17 protein-coding genes are annotated in these 21,292 nt (G+C 68.9%); 10 read left to right on the top strand and 7 right to left on the bottom strand.

Annotation, left to right across the window (positions count from 1 at the left end):
* The first annotated feature begins 10 nt into the window (after nt 1–10).
* Complete coding sequence (gene dsbD / locus CAL24_RS23375; protein ID WP_094808069.1) at nt 11–1,894, top strand: protein-disulfide reductase DsbD; 1,884 nt, start codon at nt 11–13, stop codon at nt 1,892–1,894.
* Between the two features lie 85 nt (nt 1,895–1,979).
* Here the strand turns inward: dsbD and hemB are convergent, their stop codons facing one another.
* Both hemB and yihA read right to left on the bottom strand, forming a co-directional pair.
* The gene (gene hemB / locus CAL24_RS23370; RefSeq protein ID WP_038853856.1) at nt 1,980–2,996 is read right to left on the bottom strand and encodes a porphobilinogen synthase; all 1,017 of its coding nucleotides are present in this window, start codon (nt 2,994–2,996) and stop codon (nt 1,980–1,982) included.
* A complete protein-coding gene (gene yihA, locus CAL24_RS23365; protein WP_028355419.1) occupies nt 2,993–3,616 on the bottom strand; it encodes a ribosome biogenesis GTP-binding protein YihA/YsxC in 624 nt (207 codons plus the stop codon). Before yihA ends, hemB begins: the two co-directional genes overlap by 4 nt.
* Nucleotides 3,617–3,818: 202 nt before the next feature.
* Between yihA and CAL24_RS23360 the strand changes: the two genes are divergently transcribed.
* From CAL24_RS23360 to ccsB, 3 genes are all read left to right on the top strand, one after another.
* Entirely contained in the window at nt 3,819–4,520 is a 702-nt protein-coding gene (locus CAL24_RS23360) for a c-type cytochrome (protein ID WP_028355418.1), read from the top strand.
* 120 nt (nt 4,521–4,640) lie between these two features.
* Nucleotides 4,641–6,728: a cytochrome c biogenesis protein ResB gene (locus tag CAL24_RS23355; protein ID WP_170947157.1), complete on the top strand. Its 2,088-nt coding sequence runs from the start codon at nt 4,641–4,643 to the stop codon at nt 6,726–6,728.
* 9 nt (nt 6,729–6,737) lie between these two features.
* Nucleotides 6,738–8,078 carry a c-type cytochrome biogenesis protein CcsB gene (gene ccsB / locus CAL24_RS23350; protein ID WP_094808068.1) on the top strand — a complete coding sequence of 447 codons (1,341 nt, stop codon included), beginning with the start codon at nt 6,738–6,740 and terminating at the stop codon, nt 8,076–8,078.
* Between the two features lie 199 nt (nt 8,079–8,277).
* On the opposite strand, the gene lysA is transcribed toward ccsB, so the two are convergent.
* Both lysA and lptM read right to left on the bottom strand, forming a co-directional pair.
* The gene (gene lysA, locus CAL24_RS23345; RefSeq protein WP_028355415.1) at nt 8,278–9,570 is read right to left on the bottom strand and encodes a diaminopimelate decarboxylase; all 1,293 of its coding nucleotides are present in this window, start codon (nt 9,568–9,570) and stop codon (nt 8,278–8,280) included.
* A complete protein-coding gene (gene lptM, locus CAL24_RS24105; protein WP_038853846.1) occupies nt 9,567–9,725 on the bottom strand; it encodes an LPS translocon maturation chaperone LptM in 159 nt (52 codons plus the stop codon). Before lptM ends, lysA begins: the two co-directional genes overlap by 4 nt.
* A gap of 55 nt (nt 9,726–9,780) precedes the next feature.
* Between lptM and cyaY the strand changes: the two genes are divergently transcribed.
* Complete coding sequence (gene cyaY, locus CAL24_RS23340) at nt 9,781–10,110, top strand: iron donor protein CyaY (RefSeq protein ID WP_094808067.1); 330 nt, start codon at nt 9,781–9,783, stop codon at nt 10,108–10,110.
* Between the two features lie 24 nt (nt 10,111–10,134).
* Here cyaY and CAL24_RS23335 read toward each other — a convergent pair whose 3' ends face one another.
* The gene (locus tag CAL24_RS23335) at nt 10,135–12,606 is read right to left on the bottom strand and encodes a penicillin-binding protein 1A (RefSeq protein WP_094808066.1); all 2,472 of its coding nucleotides are present in this window, start codon (nt 12,604–12,606) and stop codon (nt 10,135–10,137) included.
* Nucleotides 12,607–12,720: 114 nt separating this feature from the next.
* Between CAL24_RS23335 and CAL24_RS23330 the strand changes: the two genes are divergently transcribed.
* From CAL24_RS23330 to CAL24_RS23320, 3 genes are read left to right on the top strand one after another with little or no spacing between them, the layout of a single operon-like run.
* Entirely contained in the window at nt 12,721–13,356 is a 636-nt protein-coding gene (locus CAL24_RS23330; protein WP_283162982.1) for a shikimate kinase, read from the top strand.
* Nucleotides 13,343–14,419 (top strand): 3-dehydroquinate synthase, encoded by a 1,077-nt coding sequence (gene aroB / locus CAL24_RS23325; protein WP_028355410.1) that lies wholly within the window; start codon nt 13,343–13,345, stop codon nt 14,417–14,419. Before CAL24_RS23330 ends, aroB begins: the two co-directional genes overlap by 14 nt.
* A 22-nt stretch (nt 14,420–14,441) precedes the next feature.
* The gene (locus CAL24_RS23320) at nt 14,442–15,566 is read left to right on the top strand and encodes a deoxyguanosinetriphosphate triphosphohydrolase (RefSeq protein WP_028355409.1); all 1,125 of its coding nucleotides are present in this window, start codon (nt 14,442–14,444) and stop codon (nt 15,564–15,566) included.
* Between the two features lie 7 nt (nt 15,567–15,573).
* Here CAL24_RS23320 and CAL24_RS23315 read toward each other — a convergent pair whose 3' ends face one another.
* Entirely contained in the window at nt 15,574–16,233 is a 660-nt protein-coding gene (locus tag CAL24_RS23315; RefSeq protein ID WP_094808064.1) for a glutathione S-transferase family protein, read from the bottom strand.
* A gap of 105 nt (nt 16,234–16,338) precedes the next feature.
* Complete coding sequence (gene uvrA, locus CAL24_RS23310; protein ID WP_094808063.1) at nt 16,339–19,197, bottom strand: excinuclease ABC subunit UvrA; 2,859 nt, start codon at nt 19,195–19,197, stop codon at nt 16,339–16,341.
* Between the two features lie 87 nt (nt 19,198–19,284).
* On the opposite strand from uvrA, the gene CAL24_RS23305 reads away from it, so the two are divergent.
* Both CAL24_RS23305 and ssb read left to right on the top strand, forming a co-directional pair.
* A complete protein-coding gene (locus CAL24_RS23305; RefSeq protein WP_094808062.1) occupies nt 19,285–20,469 on the top strand; it encodes an MFS transporter in 1,185 nt (394 codons plus the stop codon).
* A gap of 232 nt (nt 20,470–20,701) precedes the next feature.
* Nucleotides 20,702–21,211, top strand: coding sequence for a single-stranded DNA-binding protein (gene ssb / locus CAL24_RS23300; protein WP_094808061.1), 510 nt, complete (start codon nt 20,702–20,704; stop codon nt 21,209–21,211).
* The last annotated feature ends 81 nt before the right edge of the window (nt 21,212–21,292 follow it).

Here is a 21,292-nt window from a genome sequence, read left to right as displayed (position 1 = left end):
CGAGAATTCGATGTTTCAGTTGATGGTTCGTACGCGGCCCGCCTGGCGGGTCCTGATGGGCTGCCTGGCCCTGGTGGCCGCATGGGCGGTGCTGGCCTGGCGTCCGGCCGCCGCGCTCGGCGAAGAGGATTTCCTGCCGCCCGAACAGGCCTTTGTCTTCAGCGCCGCCATGGCTGGCCCGGATACCGTCGAACTGCGCTATCGCATCGCTCCCGGCTATTACATGTATCGCGAGCGTTTCGGGCTGGCCATCAGCCCGCAAGGCGCCACCACGCTGGGCCAGGCGACGTATCCCCAGGGCGAAGTGAAATACGACCCCACGTTCGAGAAGGACATGGAGGTCTACCACGACCAGGTGGCCATCCGGGTGCCGCTGGCCGAGGGCCAGCCCTTCACCCTGACCGTCACGAGCCAGGGGTGCGCCGATGCGGGCCTGTGCTATCCGCCCATGGACCATGCCGTGCGGCTGGTGCCGGCGACCGGCGGGTATGCCGTGGACGGCGTCGCCGCTCCGGCGGATACGGCGGGGGCGGCGGGCACCGGCGCGTCCGCGTCGAGCGGCGGCTTGGGGGCGCTGCTGTCGGCCGGCGACCTGGGCCTGGCCGATGCCATCGGCGGCCTGGGCTGGCTCAAGACCGCCGGCGTATTCTGGCTGCTGGGGCTGCTGCTTGCGTTCACGCCCTGCGTGCTGCCGATGATCCCCATCCTGTCGTCCATCGTGGTGGGCGGCGGCGCCGCGCGCCCCGGCCGCTGGCGCGGCCTGGGGCTGGCTGCCGCCTATGTGCTGGGCATGTCGGTCGTCTACACGGCGCTGGGCGTCGCGGCCGGGCTGAGCGGCGCGGGCCTCGCCGCGTGGCTGCAGACGCCCTGGGTGCTGGCTGCTTTCGCCGCGGTGCTGGCGGTGCTGGCGCTGGCCACCTTTGGGGCTTTCGATTTCCAGGTGCCGTCCGCGCTGCAGGGCTGGCTGTCGGCGCGTTCGGCCCGCATCCCGGGCGGGCGGGCCACGGGTGCGCTGGCCATGGGGGCCGTCTCGGCGCTGATCCTCGGCCCCTGCGTGGCCGCGCCGCTGGCGGGGGCCCTGCTGTATATCTCGCAGACCGGCGACGTGGTGCTGGGCGGCGCCGCGCTGTTCGCCATGGCCTGGGGCATGGGCGTGCCGCTGCTGGCGGTCGGCGCTTCGTCGAGCGCGCTGCTGCCCAAGGCCGGCCCCTGGATGGACGGCGTCAAGCGGCTGTTCGGCATGCTGCTGCTGGCCACCGCCTGGTGGATGCTGATCCCCATCGTGCCCACCTGGCTGCAGATGGCGGGCTGGGCGTTCCTGGCCATCGTGGCGGCCGTCATGTTGCACGCCTTCGATGCCCTGCCGGCCGGCGCCGGCGCGCCCCGCATGTTCGCCAAGGGCCTGGGGCTGCTGTTGGCCCTGGCCGGCGTGGCGTGGCTGGTTGGCGCGGCCAGCGGCGGCCGCGATGTGCTGCAGCCGCTGTCGCACCTGGCGCAACGCGGCGGCGGGCCGGCGCCGCTGGCGGCCGCCGGCCCGGTGGAGTTCAAGCGGGTGCGCACCAGCGCCGAGCTGGATGCCCTGTTGGCGCAGAGCACCCAGCCCGTCATGCTGGATTTCTATGCCGACTGGTGCGTGTCGTGCCGTGAAATGGAGCGTTTCACGTTTTCCGATCCGGCCGTGGCCGGCCGGATGTCGCGCATGCTGCTGCTGCAGGCCGATGTCACCGCAAACAACGCCGACGACCGCGAATTGCTGAAGCGGTTCCGCCTGTTCGGCCCGCCGGGCATCCTGTTCTTCGCCCCGGGCGGGGCGCCCATCGCCGATGCGCGCGTCATCGGCTTCCAGGATGCGCCGCGCTTTGCCGCGGTGCTGGACCGCGTGCTGGCGCGCTAGGGCCGGAGCCTGCCGCCGCTTGTGCTCGAGTGTCAGGCACCTGCGGAGCCTGACACCTAGGCCGAGACCTGGCCGGGGCGCGCCCCTATTGCTGCTGCTTGAGCAGCTTGGCGGCTTCCACCGCGAAGTAGGTCAGGATGCCGTCGGCGCCGGCGCGCTTGAAGCCCAGCAGCGCTTCCATCATGACCTTGTCGTGGTCCAGCCAGCCGTTGGCCGAGGCCGCCTTGATCATGGCGTACTCGCCGCTGACCTGGTACGCGAAGGTGGGCACGCGGAAGGCGTCCTTGACTCGCCGCAGTACATCCAGGTACGGCATGCCGGGCTTGACCATGACCATGTCGGCGCCTTCCTGCAGGTCGGCCGCCACTTCGCGCAGCGCCTCGTCGAGGTTGCCCGGATCCATCTGGTAGGCCATTTTGTTGGACTTGCCCAGGTTGGCGGCCGACCCGACCGCGTCGCGGAACGGACCGTAGAACGCGCTGGCGTACTTGGCCGAGTAGGCCATGATGCGAGTGTGGATGTGCTGGTCGGCTTCGAGCGCCTGGCGGATGGCGCCGATGCGTCCGTCCATCATGTCGCTGGGCGCCACGATATCGACCCCGGCGGCTGCCTGCACCAGCGCCTGGCGGATCAGGATCTGCACGGTTGGCTCGTTGAGGACGTAGCCCTCTGCGTCGATGACGCCGTCCTGGCCATGGCTGGTGTACGGGTCGAGCGCGACGTCGGTGAGCACGCCGAGCTGCGGGAAGCGCTGCTTCAGCGCCGCCACCACGCGCGGGATGAGGCCTTCCGGGTTGGCCGCTTCGGCGCCGTCGGGCGTCTTGAGCGCCGGATCGATGACCGGGAACAGGGCCATCACGGGGATGCCCAGCGCCACGCATTCCTCGGCGGCGGCCAGCAGGGTGTCGGGCGAATAGCGCACCACGCCCGGCAGGGACGGCACGGGCTGGCGCAGGCCGCTGCCTTCGGCCACGAATACCGGATAGATGAGGTCGTCGACCGTGAGGGCGTGCTCGCGCACCAGGCGGCGCGTGAAGTCGTCGCGGCGCAGCCGGCGCGGCCGCGACACGGGAAAGGCGGGGGAGATGATATGCGGATTCATGGCACTACCTTCGGGGAAATCCAGTTCTCGATGTGCTGGGTGGCCTCGGCCAGCCCGATGCGTTCGGTGGCCGAGAACGGCACGGTGTGCAGGGCGCCGATGTCGGCCAGGTCCTTGCGCACCGCGTATACGGCGCGCTGGCGCTGGCCGTAGGGCAGTTTGTCGGCCTTGGTCAGCAGCGCCAGCACCGGCCGGCCGGTGGGGGCGATGAAATCCGCCAGGCGCCGGTCGAGCTCGGTGACGCCGCGGCGGATATCGATGAGCAGCACGATGCCGGCCAGGGAAGGGCGGTCGCGCAGATAGCCGCCCAGGATGTCGGCCCACTTCTCCTTTTCCTTGTGCGCTACCGAGGCGTAGCCGTACCCTGGCAAATCAACCAGGAAGCCGAGGGGCTGCCCCGGGGTCAGCGGGTCGGGCAGGCCAAACAGGTTGATCAGCCGCGTGCGGCCGGGGGTCTTGCTGGAGAACGCCAGGCGGCGCTGATTGCACAGCACGTTGATGGCCGAGGATTTGCCGGCGTTGGAACGGCCGACGAAGCAGACCTCGGGGGCGCCGGGAGGGGGCAGCTGGTCGAGGCGAGCCGCCGAAACGAAGAAAGAGGCGCGGTGCAGGAGGGACACGGAAGGGGGCCGATACGGTTGGTTGCGAACCCTATTGTATAATCGTGCGTTTGCAACAGTGGTCCCCCTGCACAGCGCCGGCTTTTTCCGTCTGCCGAAGGTGGAAACGGCCCAGGGCGAATGTACGTCCGATCCGGCACGGCATGGGGCAGGCATGGGGCGCTTTGGCGCCTTGATCGAGATCCGATCGTCGAGGTTTTCAATGAAGCGTGTGCTGTCCCGGATGTTGGTAGCAAGCGGGCTGATGCTCGGTGCGTCTCTATTCTCCTCCAGTTTCGCTGCCGAAGGCGCCGCCGCGCCGGCGAAACCCGATGCGGCCAAGGGGCAGGAATTGTACGACCAGGGCGACGCCTCGCGCGGCATCGTGGCCTGTGCGTCCTGTCACGGCGCGGCGGGCAACAGCACCATTCCGGTCAACCCCAACCTGGCCGCGCAACCTCACGAATACCTGGTCAAGCAGCTGGTCGACTTCCAGACCAAGCAAGGCGCCGAGAAGCCGGCGCGCAATGGCCCGGAGGGCAACCCGACGCCCATGACCGCCATGGCCCAGAACCTGACGCCCCAGGACATGCAGAACGTGGCGCTCTACCTGGCGCAGCAGCCCCTGACCGAACCGGCCAGCGCCGGCCACGAGGACCTGGTCGAGCTGGGCCGCAAGATCTGGCGCGGCGGCCTGCCCGACCGCAACGTGCCGGCCTGCGCGGCCTGCCACTCGGCCGACGGCGCCGGCCTGCCCAGCCAGTATCCGCGGCTGGCCGGCCAGCATCCCGGCTACATCGAAGAGCAGCTGAAGCTGTTCCGCAGCGGCGACCGCGCCAACAACGACGTCATGCACGACATCGCCGACCGCATGTCCGACGCCGACATCAAGGCGGTGTCCGACTACGCCGCGGGCCTGCGCTAGGCGCGGGCTCCGTCCAGGCGCGGCCGGCCCGCGCGACAACACCGCGGCGCGCCCGGAACCGGATTCCGGGCGCGCTGTCCATAAGGGGGAAAGCCGGCAGCACGGCACCCCCTTTTTTTCATGAACGCCACCGCCCAGCCCCCTCGCCACCCCTTGCGCAGCCTGCCGCGCGATCTCTTCGAACTGCTTGGTTCGATGCGCTTCGCCGTGAGCCTGCTGATGTTCATCTGCGTGGCCAGCGTGCTGGGCACGGTGCTGGTGCAGAACCGGTCGTCCAATACCTACATCGACCAGTTCGGCCCGTTCTGGTTCGAGGTCTTCGACAAGTTCTCGATCTGGCACGTGTACAACAGCTGGTGGTTCCTGGCCATCATGGGCTTCCTGGTGGTGTCCACTTCGGTGTGCCTCATCCGCAATACGCCCAAGATGCTGCGCGACGCCCGGTCATTCCGCGAGCACGTGCGCGCCAGCAGCCTGCGCGCCTTTCCGCATCGCGTCGAGATCCGCGATGCCGCCCCGGTGGACGGCGCGGCCGGCGAGATCAAGGGCCTGCTGGCGCAACAGGGCTATGCCGTGCGCGAGCGCCGCGACGGCGACGGCGTGTTGCTGGCCGCCAAGAAAGGCAGCGCCAACCGGCTGGGTTATATCTGCGCGCACGCGGCCATGGTCATCATCTGCCTGGGCGGCTTGCTTGACAGCGAACTGGCGGTGCGCCTGCAAGTGCTGCTGGGCGGCAAGCAGCCCATCGTCGAGAACATGCTGATCTCGCAGGTGCCGGCCAGCGGCCGCCTGTCGGTCGCCAACCCGAGCTTTCGCGCCAGCGTCCTCATTCCCGAGGGGGGGCAGGCCAGCACCGCGGTGGTCATGGTGGGTGACGGCGCCCTGGTGCAACCGCTGCCCTTCACCCTCAAGCTCAAGAAATTCCTGATCGACTACTACTCCACCGGCATGCCCAGCCGCTTCGCCAGCGAAGTGGAAGTCACCGACCCCGACACCGGCAAGACCTTCGAGTCCACTATCGAGGTCAACGAGCCGCTGCGCTACAAGGGGGTCACGGTCTATCAGTCCAGCTTCGACGACGGCGGCAGCAGCGTCAGCTTGAAGGGGTATCCGCTGGTCGGGGCGGCCAGCACGTCCTTCGACCTGAACGGCACGGTGGGCAAGCCCGCCGAGATCACCGCGCGCGGGCCCGACGGCAGCGCGCGGGATATGCAGGTGGAAATCACCGCGCTGCGCCCGATCAACGTCGAGGACCTGTCCGGCGGCACGCCGGGGGCCAATCGCCTGAGCTTCGGCGAGCACGTCGCGTCCGTGGCGGGCAGCGCCGCCGGCAAGAAGAACGAGAATCTGCGCAATGTCGGGCCCAGCGTCGAATATCGCCTGATCGACCAGGCCGGGCAGGCCCACGAATTCATGAACTACATGCTGCCGGTGGAACTGGACGGCGCCGCCGTGTTCCTGGCGGGGGTGCGCAGCAATGCTTCCGAGAGCTTCCGCTACCTGCGCATCCCGGCCGATGCCGACGGCTCCCTGGCCGAGTTCATGCAGCTGCGCGCCGCGCTGGCGGACCCGGCGGCGCGGCGCGAGGCCGCCCGCCGCTTCGCCGAAAGCAACAGCCCGTCCGCGGCCGAGCGCCAGTCACTGCAGACCGCCGCCGAGCGGGCCCTGGATACCTTCGCCAAGGGCGGCCTGCAGGCGATTGCCGACTTCCTGCAGACCAACACCGCGCCGGCCGACCTGGAGCGCGCTGCCGACGTCGTGATCCGGCTGATCGGCGTGTCGATGTCCGAGCTGCGGGCGGTGGCGCGCGAGCGCGCCGGCCTGCCGGCGCTGCCCGCCGACGGCCCGGCGGCCGAGGACGCCGCGCAATGGTCGCGGCTGGCCGTGGCGGCGCTCTCCGACCTGAACGTGTATCCGGCGCCGGTATTCCTGGCCCTGAGCAATTTCGACCACGTGCAGGCCAGCGTCTTCCAGGTGAGCCGCACGCCCGGCAAGACCGCCGTGTACCTGGGCTGCCTGCTGCTGGTGCTGGGCGTTTTCTCGATGTTCTATATTCGTGATCGCCGGGTATGGGTCTGGATCAAGCCGGCCCAGGGCGGCGACGGCAGCGAGGTCCAGGCTGCGATGACCTCGCAGAAGCGTACACTGGACTTCAACCACGAATTCGACCGCTTCAAGCAGGCGCTATTGCGCCGGAACCGGCCCTGAGGTTTTTTCATGTCCGCGACTACTTCCACACACTCGTCCGACGCCCTGTGGCAGGCCGCCCCCTCGCCGACCGGCGACGCGCGCGCCCAGCGCGGCCGTCCCGACTGGACCGATATCGTCTTTTTCCTGCTGCTGGCGGCCGGCGCCGCTTTTGCGCTGACCCGCTACAGCGGCGCGATGGACTACTACGAGAAGATCATCCTGTGCGGCACGGTGTTCGTGCTGACCTGGATGGGCTGGCTGTGGCGGCCGCTGCGGCGGCTGATGGTCGCCTGCGCCCTCGCCGCGGGGCTGGCGCTGGTGCTGTACCAGAACGACCCGGCGCGCGCCGAGCAGGTGTTCTTCCTGAAATACCTGTTTTCTTCGCAATCGGCCATTCTGTGGATGAGCGCCCTGTTCATCCTGGCCACGGCCTGCTACTGGATCGGCCTGTTCAGCCCGACCGCGGCCTGGCTGGGCACCGCCCTGACCTGGGGCGCGGTCTTCGCCGGCGTGACCGGCATGCTGGTGCGCTGGCGCGAAGGACACCTGATGGGGCCGGACCTCGGCCACATCCCGGTCAGCAACCTGTACGAAGTGTTCGTGCTGTTCTCGCTGATCACCGCGCTGTTCTACCTGTACTACGAGCGCAAGTACGCGACCCGCGCGCTGGGCGGTTTCGTGCTGCTGGTGATTTCCTCGGCCACGGTCTTCCTGCTGTGGTACGCGTTCACTCGTGACGCCGGGCAGATCCAGCCGCTGGTGCCGGCCCTGAAAAGCTGGTGGATGAAACTGCACGTGCCGGCCAACTTCATCGGCTACGGCACGTTCTCGCTGGCGGCCATGGTGGGCTTCGCCTACCTGGTCAAGCAGCATGGCACCACCACGTCCTGGGTCAAGCTGGCCCCGCTGTTCGTGCTGGGCGTGCTGCTCTGCGTGGAACCCATGGTGTTCCGCACCGAGGGGCTGTCGGCCACCTGGATGATCTATTTCGGGATCGGCATCGTCATCGTGGGCGGCATCCTGCTGGGGCGGCGGCGCATCGCCCAGGCCCTGCCGTCGCTCGAGGTGCTGGACGACATCATGTACCGCGCCATCGCCATCGGCTTCGCGTTCTTCACCGTGGCGACCATCCTGGGCGCGCTGTGGGCCGCCGACGCCTGGGGCGCCTACTGGCAATGGGACCCGAAGGAGACCTGGGCCCTGATCGTCTGGCTGAACTATGCGGCCTGGCTGCACATGCGCCTGATGAAAGGGCTGCGCGGCCACCTGGCGGCCTACTGGGCGCTGGTCGGCCTGCTGATCACCGGGTTCGCCTTCCTGGGCGTGAACATGTTCCTGTCGGGCCTGCACTCGTACGGCGAGCTGTAGGCGGTTCTTGCTGGCCGGCCTCGCGAGGTGTCAGACACCCTGCGAGCCAGCCTGGCGGATGGCCGGCCGTCTCTCCAGGGTGTCTGACACCTGCCTTCGATTGGCTGCGGCTTGATCGGGGACGCCGCGGAGCCGGCTTTGCCGGTCCGCCAGCGTCGCCCCCTTGAGGGGGAAGCGCGCAGCGCTTCGGGGGGGCCTGCTACGGCAGGGTGGATTCGCCGCGCAAGAGGTCGTCGAGCGTTTCGCGCTGGCGCACGATGTAGTGGCGGTCGCCGTCGACCATGACTTCGGCGGCGCGCGGCCGGGTGTTGTAGTTGCTGGCCATGACCATGGCATAGGCGCCGGCCGATTCCAGCGCCAGTACGTCGCCGGCCTGCAGCGCCAGCCGGCGCTTGCGCGCCAGCCAGTCGGCGCTTTCGCAGACCGGGCCGACGATGTCGTACTCGGCCGCTTCGCCGGCGCGCGGGACCACCGGCTGCACGCCATGGTAGGCCTCGTACAGCGCCGGGCGCAGCAGGTCGTTCATGGCCGCGTCCACGATGGCGAAATTGCGGGCGGGCGCGTGTTTCAGGTATTGCACCGTGGTCAGCAGCAGGCCGGCGTTGCCGACCAGCGACCGGCCCGGCTCCAGCACCACGTGCAGGCGCGCCAGGCCGCGCGCCTGCAGCCGTTCGAAGACCTGGTCGAGCAGCGCCTTGGGCGAGGGCGGGGTCTCGTCGGTGTAGCGGATGCCGAGGCCGCCGCCCAGGTCGAGGTGCTGGATGGCGATGCCGTCCGCGTCGAGCTGTTGGATGAGGTCGAGCAGCTTCTCGAGGGCGTCCAGGTACGGGCTGATGTCGGTGAGCTGCGAGCCGATGTGGCAATCGACGCCGACCACCTCCAGGCCCGGCAACGCCGCGGCGCTGCGATAGGCGTCGAGCGCGGATTCGATGGCGATGCCGAACTTGTTTTCCTTGAGGCCGGTGGAAATATACGGGTGCGTCTGCGCATCGACGTCGGGATTGACGCGCAGCGAGACCCGGGCGCGCCGCCCCATGGACTGCGCGACCTCGGACAGGCACTGCAGCTCGGCCTGCGACTCGACGTTGAAGCACTTGACGTCGGCCTCGAGCGCGGCGCGCATTTCCCAGGCCTGCTTGCCCACGCCGGAGAACACCACCTTGGCCGGGTCGCCGCCGGCCGCCAGCACCCGCTTGAGTTCGCCGCCCGACACGATGTCGAAGCCGGCGCCCAGGCGGGCGAATTCCTTCAGCACCGCCAGGTTGGAGTTGGCCTTCATGCCGTAGCACACCAGTACCGGGCGGTCGCCGATGGCGTCGCGGTACGATTGCCACGCCTGGACCAGCGCCGCGCGGGAATAGACATACAGCGGCGTGCCGAGCTGGCCGGCCAGGGCGTCGAGCGGGACGTTCTCGGCGTGCAGCGTGCCGTTCTGGAAATGGAAATGCGGATGGCCGGCCAGTTCGGGCCGTGCGGGGGCGGGGGGGGTCATGGAAGCGTGGTGGTGGGGGGAATGGGGGCCGGCTGTTGCTGTTCGGGTTGCGCGGGCGCGCCGTCTTCGGGCGGCGGCAGGTACAGCGGCCCCTTGAAGCCGCACGCGGCAACCAGGCCGGTTGCCGCCAGCGTGGCTACAATGCGTAAAGCCATGCGGCTGCGTGCCAATTGGAACACTCGAAACTCCGTAATTCTTGCAGGTTCGATTATGACTGAAACCGAATTCCTTGCGTTGGTCGACCAGGTGCTCGACAGTATCGAGAGCCAGGCCGACGACTGGGCGGCTTCGCTGGACGTCGATGTCGAGGCCGGCCGCAGCGGCAACGTGCTGACGCTGGTCTTCGAGGACGGCACGCACGTGGTCGTCAACAGCCAGGCGGCCATGCAGGAAATCTGGGTGGCCGCGCGCAGCGGCGGTTTCCATTACCGCTACGACGGCCAGCACTGGAACGATACCCGCGGCGGCCCCCCGCTGCCCGATGCCCTGTCGCAGATTTGCTCCGAAGCCGCCGGCGTGCCGGTGAGCCTGCGGCTGTAACGGGGCCGCCTCGGCGGCCCCGGGTCAGAACGGAATCTGCTGCGACCAGGGCGACTGCTTCTCGGGGTTCAGGTTCGGCGCGGCGCGGATGCTGTTGTCGCCGCCGCCGCCGCCGCCGTTGCCGATCAGGTCGTTCAGGAAATCCCCCAGCTGGTCTTCCGCGGGGGCGGCGGGCTCGGACAGCCCCAGCCGCGCCACCGCCTGCCCGGGCGGGAATTCCGAGAAATAGAAATCGCCCCGCTCGACCAGCAGGCCCTCGGGACGCGGACGCTGTTTCTGCTCGGGGACGCCCTTGAGCATGTCGGACATGTAGTCCAGCCAGATCGGCATGGCGATGCCGCCGCCGGTTTCGCGCGAACCCAGCGACTTGGGCTGGTCGAACCCCATCCACGCGGTCGCCACCAGCGAGGGCGTGTAGCCCGAGAACCAGGCATCCACCGATTCGTTGGTGGTGCCGGTCTTGCCGGCGATGTCGGCGCGCTTGAGCGCGGCCCGGGCCCGCGCCGCGGTGCCGCTGGTGGCCACGCCGCGCAGCATGTCGTCCATGACCCAGGCGGTGCGCGGGTCGATTGCGCGCGCCGAGGTGTCGCCGGCCACGATCGGCTTGGACTGCATCAGCACCTTGCCCGAGCTGTCGGTGACGCGTTCGATGAGATAGGGCGCGATGCGATAGCCGCCGTTGGCGAACACCGCGTAGGCCCCGGCCAGCTGCAGCGGGGTAACCGAGCCCGCGCCCAGCGCGAGCGGCAGCACCGCGGGCTGGCGGGCTTTGTCGAAGCCGAAGCGGGTCAGGTAGTCTTGCGCGTACTGCGGGCCGATGGCCTGCAGGATGCGGATCGAGACCATGTTCTTGGACTTGTACAGGCCTTGCCGCATGGTCAGCATGGGCTCGTAGGTATTGCCGTAGTTCTTCGGGTGCCAGGCCTTGGAGCCGGTCTGCGCGGCGGTGAGCACGAACGGCTGGTCGGAGATCTGGGTGGCGGGCGTCAGGCCGCGCTCGAGCGAAGCCGCATAGATGAACGGCTTGATGTTCGAACCCGGCTGGCGCCAGGCCTGCGTCACGCGGTTGAACTTGCCGCGGTAGAAGTCGAAGCCGCCCACCATGGCGCGGATGGCGCCGTCCTGCGGCGACAGCGCGACGAACGCCGCCTGGACCGACGGCATGTTGATCACTTCCCAGCCGTCGCCGAACTTGTGGATGTACACCACCGAGCCGCGCTTGAGCCGCCGCTCCGCCGGCACCTTGCTGCCCAGCGAGCGGGCCACCACCGCCAGCGCCTTCTTGTCGTCGATGGTGATGAACTCGTTGGCGCTGCGCACCACCTTCACTTCCGTGGGGCTGGCCGAGAGCACGACGGCGGTGAGCAGGTCGTCGCTGTCCGGGAATTTTTCGAACACGCCGTCGAGATAATCGTCCAGCGCCTGCGGATTGTTCTCGATGCCTTCGGGCATGTCGAGCTGCTCTTCCGGTCCCGGGTAGTAGGTGCGGCGCGTGTATTGCAGCACGCCGTCGCGCACCGCGTGGTAGGCCGATTCCTGGTCTTTCGAGTGCACCGTGGTGTAGACGTTGATGCCGCGCGAATAGACGTTGTCCTGGTAAATGCCGTAGAGCAGCTGGCGCGCCAGCTCGGCGACATATTCGCCATGGATGGCGTAGCCGCCGGCGGGCGTGCCTTCGGCGGCCTTGAGCACGATCGGCTGCGCCTTGGCCTGCTGGTACTCGGTGTCGGTCAGGTAGCCCAGCGAGTGCATCCGGCCCAGCACGTAATGCTGCCGCAGCTCGGCGCGCGGCCGGTTGGCGATGGGATTGAAGCGCGACGGCGCCTTCGGGATGCCCGCCAGCATGGCGGCCTCGGCGGCCGTCACCTGGGACACGGGCTTGCCGAAATAGCGGCGCGAGGCGGCCGCGAAGCCGTACGAGCGATGGCCCAGGTAGATCTGGTTCATGTAGAGCTCGAGGATCTGGTCCTTGGTGAGCTCGGATTCGATCTTGAAGGTCAGCAGCAGCTCGTAGAACTTGCGCGAGTAGGTTTTCTCGGAGCTCAGGTAGAAGTTGCGGGCCACCTGCATGGTGATGGTGCTGGCGCCCTGCGACTTGGACATGCTGAGCAGGTTGGCCAGGCCGGCGCGCACGACGCCGGCCCAGTCGATGCCGCCATGCTGGTAGAAGCGGTCGTCTTCGGCCGCCAGCACCGCGGACTTCATCACATCGGGAAACTCATTGATGCGCAGCACGTTGCGGCGTTCTTCGCCGAACTCGCCGATCAGCACGTGGTCGGCGGTATAGACCCGCAGCGGCACGCGCGGGCGGTAGTCGGTCATGGCGTGCAAGTCGGGCAGGTTGGGCCAGGCCAGCGCCAATGCCATGCCGCCCAGCAAGACGCCACACAGCGCCAGGCCGCCAAAGAAAATGCCCGTTTTGACGAAGAACCGTAAAACAGGAGATCCGCTCTTGGGGACTGGGGCTTTTTTGGAAGAATTCTGCGACTTGCTCATCGCGGCGATTTTACGGGTATCTGTAGACACGCTTGACCGTCCCACCCTGGTTTCTGTAACAAATTCGTTCAATGTGGTAAGCGGGCAACTAGCCGGCGATGGGATAATGCGTGCATGAGTGAATGCACGAATTCCGCGCCCGCGTCCCGCCCCGACGCGGACGAGACCGCCTGCGCGGCGACCCCGGCTGTCGCCGCCGCGGGCGCCGACCTGCCGCACGACCTGCCGATTTTCCTGGTGGGCATGATGGGCGCCGGCAAGACGACCATCGGCCGCGGCCTGGCGCGCGCGCTGGGGCGCGAGTTCATCGACCTGGACCACGAGCTGGAATCGCGCTGCGGTGTCCGCGTGCCGGTCATTTTCGAGATCGAGGGCGAAGGCGGCTTCCGCAAGCGCGAGGCGGCGGCGCTGGATCACTGCACGCAGCGCCGCGGCATCGTGCTGGCCACCGGCGGGGGCGCCGTGCTGGCGCCGGAGAATCGCCGCCTGCTGCGCCAGCGCGGCGTGGTGGTGTACCTGCGCGCCAGCGTCGACGAACTGTTCCGGCGCACCAGCCGCGACCGCAACCGCCCGCTGCTGGCCAACCCCGACCCGCGCGGCACCTTGCGCGACCTGATGACCAAGCGCGAGCCCTTGTACGAAGAAGTGGCCGACCTTATCGTCGACACCGGCACCATGCCGGTGGCGCATCTGGTCAAATCGTTGCTGCCGCTGCTGCAAGCCTACGAGAAACCCCATGACCGTTGTTGACGTCGACACCCCGGGCGGGCGCTACCCGATCCGCATCGGCCCCGGCCGCCTGGATGCCCTGGACCAGGCCATTCCGGCCGATGCCACCGCCATCGCGGTGGTCACCAACCCCACTGTCGCGGCCCTGTACGGCGAGCGTGCCGAGGCCGCCCTGGCGCGCACCGGCCGGCGCGTGCTGCGCATCGAGCTGCCCGACGGCGAGGCCCACAAAGACTGGCAGACCCTCAACCTGATTTTCGACGCGTTGCTGCAAAACCGGCTCGACCGGCGCGCCGTGCTGGTGGCCCTGGGCGGCGGCGTGATCGGCGACATGACCGGCTTCGCGGCCGCCGTCTACATGCGCGGCATCCGTTTCGTGCAGGTGCCCACCACGTTGCTGGCGCAGGTCGATTCGTCGGTGGGCGGCAAGACGGCGGTCAACCACCCGCTCGGCAAGAACATGATCGGCGCCTTCTACCAGCCGGTGGCGGTGGAGATCGACACCGATGTGCTGGGCACCCTGCCGGCGCGCGAAGTGTCGGCCGGGCTGGCCGAAGTGATCAAGTACGGACTGATCCTGGACGCCGATTTCTGGGCCTGGTGCGAGACCAATGCCGCCGCCTTGCGCGCGCTGGATCCCGCTGCCTTGTCGCACGCCATACGCCGCTCGTGCGAGCTGAAGGCGCAGGTGGTCGGCAAGGACGAACGCGAGTCCGGCCTGCGCGCCATCCTGAACCTGGGCCACACCTTCGGCCATGCCATCGAGTCGGGCCTGGGCTATGGCGAATGGCTGCACGGCGAGGCCGTGGGCTGCGGCATGGTGCAGGCCGCCGAACTGTCGGCCGAGGTCGCCGGTTTCCCGCCCGCCGATGTGGCGCGGGTGCGCGACCTGGTCGGCGCCATAGGCTGCCCGGTCGTGGCGCCCGACCTGGGCGCCGAGCGCTGGCTGGCCCTGATGCAGGTAGACAAGAAAACCGAGGGCGGCGAGATACGCTTCGTGCTGATGCCGCGCATCGGCCAGGCCCTGACCCGGGCCGCGCCCCTGGAGGCGGTGCGCGCGGTCCTGGCCCGCACCGTGCAATGACCGAGGAGGGACGATGCCGCCGATGAACGACCTGGCCCGCTACGCATCCGATCCCTCCAGCACGCGCGGACGCCGGCACGCCGAGCCGGCTCCGCAGAACCGCACCGAATTCCAGCGCGACCGCGACCGGATCATCCATTCCACCGCGTTCCGCCGGCTGGAATACAAGACCCAGGTGTTCGTCAACCACGAAGGCGACCTGTTCCGCACCCGCCTGACCCACAGCCTGGAAGTCGCGCAGATCGCCCGCACCCTGGCGCGCAGCCTGCGCCTGTCCGAGGACCTGACCGAGGCCATCGCCCTGGCGCACGACCTGGGCCATACGCCGTTCGGCCATGCCGGGCAGGACGAGCTCAACGCCTGCATGCGCGAGCTGGCCCCGCACGCCGGCGGCTTCGAGCACAACCTGCAAAGCCTGCGCGTAGTCGACGAACTGGAAGAGCGCTATGCCGAGTTCAGCGGCCTGAACCTGTGCTTCGAGACGCGCGAAGGCATCCTGAAGCACTGCTCGGCCGCCCATGCCCGGCAGCTGGGCGACGTGGGCGAGCGTTTCCTGAACCGTACCCAGCCGTCGCTGGAGGCGCAGGTGGCCAACCTGGCCGACGAGATCGCCTACAACAACCATGACATCGACGACGGCCTGCGGTCCGGGTTGATCACGCTGGAACAAATGCAGGACGTGGCCATCTTCGCGCGCCACTACGCCGAAGTGGCCGAACGCTATCCGCAGCTGGCGACGCGGCGCGCCATCGCGGAAACGGTGCGGCGCATGATCAACACCCTGATCGTCGACCTGACCGCTACGTCCTTGCAGCGCATTGCCGACGCCGCGCCGGCCGACGCCGACGCGGTGCGCCGCGCGCCGCCGCTGGCGGGGTTTTCGGATGGCGTGCGGCGCGAGGCCGACGAACTGAAGCGGTTCCTGTTCGACAACCTGTACCGCCACTATCGCGTCGTGCGCATGACCACCAAGGCGCGCCGCATCGTGCGCGAGCTGTTCCAGGCCTTCCTGGCCGACCCGCGCCTGCTGCCGCCCGACCACCAGCGCGACGCGCCGCACCAGGCGCGCGCCATCGCCGACTACATCGCCGGCATGACGGATCGCTATGCGATCCGCGAGCACCGGCGGCTGTTCGAGATGGGCTAGGGCCTGTTCAGCGGTGCGTGCGGTACGGCTCGTCCGCGGGCACGAACACCCCTTCGGCGCATGCGTCGCCGGTCCATTCCTGCATGGCCGGCAAGGCCAGCACTGCATCCATGTATTCGCGCACCGCGCCGGCGGCGGGCACCCCGTAGGTGGTGAACCGCGACACGACCGGGGCATAGAAGGCGTCGGCGGCCGAGAACTTGCCGAACAGGAACGGGCCGCCCTGGCCGAACTCGGCGCGCGTGTCGTGCCAGATGGCCTGCACGCGCGAGATGTCGCCCTGGGCCGCCGAGTAGTCGATGCCGGACAGCTTGGCTTCGACGTTCATCGGCAGCAGCTGGCGCAACTGGCCGAAGCCGCTGTGCATTTGCGCGGCCAGCGAGCGGGCGCGGGCGCGGGCATGCGGGTCGGCGGGCCACAGGCCGGCCTCGGGGTGGCGCTCGGCCGCGTACTCGCAGATGGCCAGCGAATCCCACACGGCGAAGTCGCCGTCCAGCAGCACCGGCACCAGGCCGGCCGGCGTGATGCCGCCCAGGCGCTCGGCGAATTCCGGGGTGAACAGGCCGAGCTTCTGCTCGCTGAACGGGATGCCGGTGGCGCGCAAGGCCAGCCAGGCGCGCAGGGACCAGGACGAGTAGTTCTTGTTGCCGATGATGAGGGTATACATGGCGGAAGGACGCGGCGTTGGGGTTGGATGGACAGCCGGCATGGGCACGAGGCAGGGCCGGCCGGCGCCGGCGACAGGCAGGCGCCGACACCCGGCAGCGCCAGTCTACTGCTTATTGTTGCGTTGCAATACCCGGCCGAGATAGTGCCCGGTATGGCTGTCCGGGTTGGCCGCGACGTCCTCCGGTGTGCCGGTGGCGACCACCCGGCCGCCGCCGTCGCCGCCTTCCGGGCCCATGTCCACCACCCAGTCGGCGGTCTTGATGACGTCCAGGTTGTGTTCGATGACCAGCACCGTATTGCCGCTGTCGACCAGCTGGTTCAGCACCTGCAGCAGCATTTCGATGTCGCGGAAATGCAGGCCGGTGGTGGGCTCGTCCAGGATGTACAGCGTGCGGCCGGTGCTGCGGCGCGATAGCTCCTGCGACAGCTTGACCCGTTGCGCCTCGCCGCCGGACAGCGTGGTGGCGCTCTGTCCCAGGCGGATATAGGACAGCCCGACGTCGATCAGCGTGTGCAGCTTGCGCGCGACGGCGGGCACCGATTCGAAGTATTCGAGCGCCTGCTCGACGGTGAGGTCCAGCACCTCGCTGATGTTACGGCCGCGGTAGCGTATTTCCAGCGTTTCGCGGTTGTAGCGCTTGCCGTGGCAGACATCGCAGGGCACGTACATGTCCGGCAGGAAATGCATTTCGACCTTGACCACGCCATCGCCCTGGCACGCTTCGCAGCGGCCGCCCTTGACGTTGAAGCTGAAGCGGCCCGGGTCGTAGCCGCGCGCGCGCGCCTCGGGCACCCCCGCGAAGAGTTCGCGGATGGGCGTGAACAGGCCCGTGTAGGTGGCCGGGTTGCTGCGTGGCGTGCGGCCGATGGGGCTCTGGTCGACGCTGATGATCTTGTCGAAATGCTCCAGTCCGTTGATCGACACGAACGGCGCGGGTTCCGCCTGCGCGTGGTGCAGCTGGCGCGCCACCGCGGTGGCCAGCGTGTCGTTGACCAGGGTGGACTTGCCCGAGCCGGACACCCCCGTCACGCACACCAGGCGCCCGGCCGGGATGCGCAGGTCGACCGTCTTGAGGTTGTTGCCGCTGGCGCCTTCCAGCACCAGCCAGGGCTGGTCGTCGGAGACGGCGCGGCGCTTGGGCACCGGGATCTCGCGGCGGCCGCTCAGGTACTGGCCGGTTAGCGAGGCCGGGTCGTCCTGCACGGCGGCGGGCGTGCCCTGGGCGACCACCTGGCCGCCGTGCTCGCCGGCGCCGGGGCCCATGTCCACCACCCAGTCGGCCAGGCGGATCATGTCCTCGTCGTGCTCGACCACGATGACGCTGTTGCCGAGGTCGCGCAGGTGCTGCAGGGTGCCGATCAGGCGATCGTTGTCGCGCTGGTGCAGGCCGATGGAGGGTTCGTCCAGCACGTACATGACGCCGGTCAGGCCCGAGCCGATCTGGCTGGCCAGGCGGATGCGCTGCGCCTCGCCGCCGGAGATGGTGTCGGCGCTGCGGTCCAGCGACAGGTAATTGAGCCCCACGTTGTTCAGGAAGCTCAGGCGCGCCTCGATCTCGCGCACGATGCGCTGGGCGATTTCCTGCTTGGAGCCGGTCAGCGCCAGCGCCTGGAACCACGCCAGGCAGTCCGACAGCGGCATCGCCTCGACTTCGTAGATGGCCTGGCCGCGCCGTTCGCCCTCGCGCGGGTCGTCGCCGATGAGCACGTGGCGCGCCTCGGCGCGCAGGCGCGAGCCGCCGCAGTCGGGGCAGGTCTTGATGTTGCGGTATTTGCCGAGTTCTTCGCGCACGGTGGCTGAATCGGTTTCGCGCCAGCGCCGTTCCAGGTTGGGAATGACCCCTTCGAAGGTGTGCCGCTTGACCGTGCTGCGGCCCTTCTCGTTGATGTAGACGAAGGCGATTTCCTCGGCGCCGGACCCGTACAGCACCTTGTGCCGAACGTCCTCGGGCAGGTCCTCGAACGGTGTCTCGATGTCGAAGTCGTAGTGCGCCGCCAGGCTGGTCAGCAGCGAGTGCGTGAAAGCGTTGCGGCGGTCCCAGCCGCGGATCGCGCCGGCCGCCAGGCTGAGCTCGGGGAAGGCCACCACCCGCTTCGGGTCGAAGAACCCCACCTGGCCGATGCCGTCGCAGGTGGGACAGGCGCCCATCGGGTTGTTGAAGCTGAACAGGCGCGGTTCGAGCTCGGGCAGGCTGTGGCTGCACACCGGGCAGGCATAGCGGCTGGAGAACACCTGTTCGCGGCCGCTGTCCATGTCCAGCGCGACGGTGCGGCCGTCGGCCAGCTGCATGGCGGTCTCGAAGCTCTCGGCCAGGCGCTGCTTGCTTTCCGGCTTGATGCGCAGGCGGTCGACCACCACGTCGATGTCGTGTTTCTCGCTTTTCTTCAGCGGCGCCATTTCGCTGATTTCCTGCATCTGGCCGTCCACGCGCAGCCGCACGTAGCCCTGCGCCTGCAGGCTGGCGCATTCGTCCTCGAAGCTGCCCTTGCGGGCCCGCGCGATGGGCGCCAGCACGGCCAGCCGCGTATCCGCGGGCCAGGCCAGCACGGCGTCGACCATCTGGCTGACGCTCTGCGCCTGCAGCGGCAGCCCGTGGTCGGGGCAATAGGGCGTGCCGACGCGCGCGTACAGCAGCCGCAGGTAATCGTGGATTTCGGTAATGGTGCCGACGGTGGACCGCGGGTTGTGGCCGGCGGCCTTCTGCTCGATGGAGATGGCCGGCGACAGGCCTTCGATCAGGTCGACATCGGGCTTGTCCATCAGCTGCAGGAACTGGCGCGCGTAGGCCGACAGGCTTTCCACGTAGCGGCGCTGCCCTTCGGCATAGAGCGTGTCGAACGCCAGCGACGACTTGCCCGAGCCGGACAGGCCGGTCACCACCACCAGCTTGTGGCGAGGCAGGTCGAGCGAGACGTTCTTGAGGTTGTGGGTGCGCGCACCCCGAATGCGTATCGCGTCCATCGGGCTTGTAAGCGGTTTCAAAGGCCAACTTGGTACTATAGCGCGCCGAGCCTTTTCCCGTATGGCCCCCCGAATCTACCCTTTTGCATGCCGGCTGATACGAAACTCAAATTGACCCCATCTGAACGGCGCGCCAGCATTGCCCTGGCGGGGCTGTTCGCCTGCCGCATGCTGGGCCTGTTCCTGTTGTTGCCGGTGTTCGCGGTCGCCGCGCGCGGCCTGCCGGGCGGCGACGATCCGGCCCGGGTCGGCCTGGCGCTCGGCATGTACGGCCTGACCCAGGCCTTCATGCAGATTCCCTTCGGCCTGGCCTCGGACCGCTGGGGCCGCCGCCCGGTGGTCATCGCCGGCCTGCTGCTGTTCGTGGCCGGCAGCGTGGTGTGCGCGCTGGCGCAGGATGTCTACTGGATCACCATCGGCCGCGCCATCCAGGGCGCCGGCGCGATCTCCGCCGCCGTCACGGCCTGGCTGGCCGACGCCACCCGCGACGAAGTGCGCACCCGCGCCATGGCCATGGTGGGCGGGTCGATCGGCCTGTCGTTTGCCGCGTCGCTGGTGCTGTCGCCGCTGCTGGTGGGCTGGTGGGGCCTGGCGGGCCTGTTCTGGACCATTGCCTGCCTGGGGGTGGCCAGCCTGGCGGTGGCGCGCTGGCTGGTGCCGGTGGTGCCGCGCACCGAGGCGCGCAGCATGAACAATGCGGGGCCGCGCCAGGTGCTGGCCCATGCCGACCTGCTGCGCCTGAATTTCGGCGTGTTCGCCCTGCATTGCACCCAGGTGGCGCTGTTCGTGGTGGTGCCCGCCCTGCTGGCCCATGCCGGCGGCCTGGCGGCGCAGGACCTCTGGAAGGTCTACCTGCCGATCATCGTGGTGTCGTTCGTGTTGATGGTGCCGGTCATTTTCGTGGCCGAGCGGCATCGGGCCCATCGCGGCGCCCTGCGCGCCGCCGTGGCCGGCCTGATCGTCGTGTGCGCCCTGCTGCCGGCCGCCAGCCACGGTTTCTACACCCTGGCCATCGTGATGACGGCCTTTTTCGTGGTCTTCAACATCCTGGAGGCCCTGCAGCCCTCGCTGGTGTCGCGCGTGGCCCCGGCGCAGTACAAGGGCCTGGCCCTGGGCTTCTACAACACCGCCCAGGCCGCCGGCCTGTTCTGCGGCGGCGCGCTGGGCGGCTGGCTGGCCGCCCATGCCGGGGCGGACGCGGTGTTCCTGGGGGCGGCGGCGCTGGCGGCCGTCTGGCTGGCGGTGACCTGGGCCCTCAAGCCGCTGTCCTGAGGGCCGCAGTACGGGGCCGCGCCGGGCGCCTTTTTGTCGCGCCGCCGGTTTTCGTAGCGGTCGATTTTCGCGGATAATAGGGGCATCCACTCGGTTTTTGCCTGCCCGCCGGTCGTTGTCCCCGATGACCGGCGTGTTTGTTGGAACCGGTCTTGTATCATCGTTTTAGGGTGCTTGCCTGCGCGGCCGTCCTTGCGCGGACGGGCGGGCCCGCCACCAGAGGAATATCGCCATGGCATCGGTCAATAAAGTCATTCTCGTCGGCAACCTGGGGCGCGACCCCGAAGTGCGCTACAGCCCCGACGGCGCGGCGATCTGCAACGTCTCCATCGCCACCACCTCCCAGTGGAAGGACAAGGCCACCGGCGAGCGTCGCGAAGAAACCGAGTGGCACCGCGTGGTCATGTACAACCGCCTGGCCGAGATCGCCGGCGAATACCTGAAGAAGGGCCGTTCGGTCTATATCGAGGGCCGCCTGAAGACCCGCAAGTGGCAGGACAAGGAAACCGGCGCCGACCGCTACAGCACCGAGATCGTCGCCGACCAGATGCAGATGCTGGGCGGCCGCGACAGCGGCGGCGAGGGCGGGGGCGGCTACGGCGGCGGCGGTTACGACGACGCGCCGCGCCAGCAGCGCGCGCCGGCGCAGCGGCCCGCCGCGCAGCGTCCGGCCCCGGCGGCGGCTCCCGCCGCGGGCGGCGCGGCCAACCTGGCCGACATGGACGACGACATTCCGTTCTGACGCGCGCTGGCGCGCACGGCCCGCGAACCCTGGCTTGCCCGCATGGCGAGCCAGGGTTTTTTCATTGCGCGCGGCCGCGCT

Origin of the sequence: Bordetella genomosp. 2 (genome assembly GCF_002261345.1) — a bacterium.
GTDB lineage: Bacteria > Pseudomonadota > Gammaproteobacteria > Burkholderiales > Burkholderiaceae_B > Bordetella_A.
Note: the sequence above shows the minus strand (reverse complement) of the source record. Positions and strands in the feature narration are given on the sequence as shown.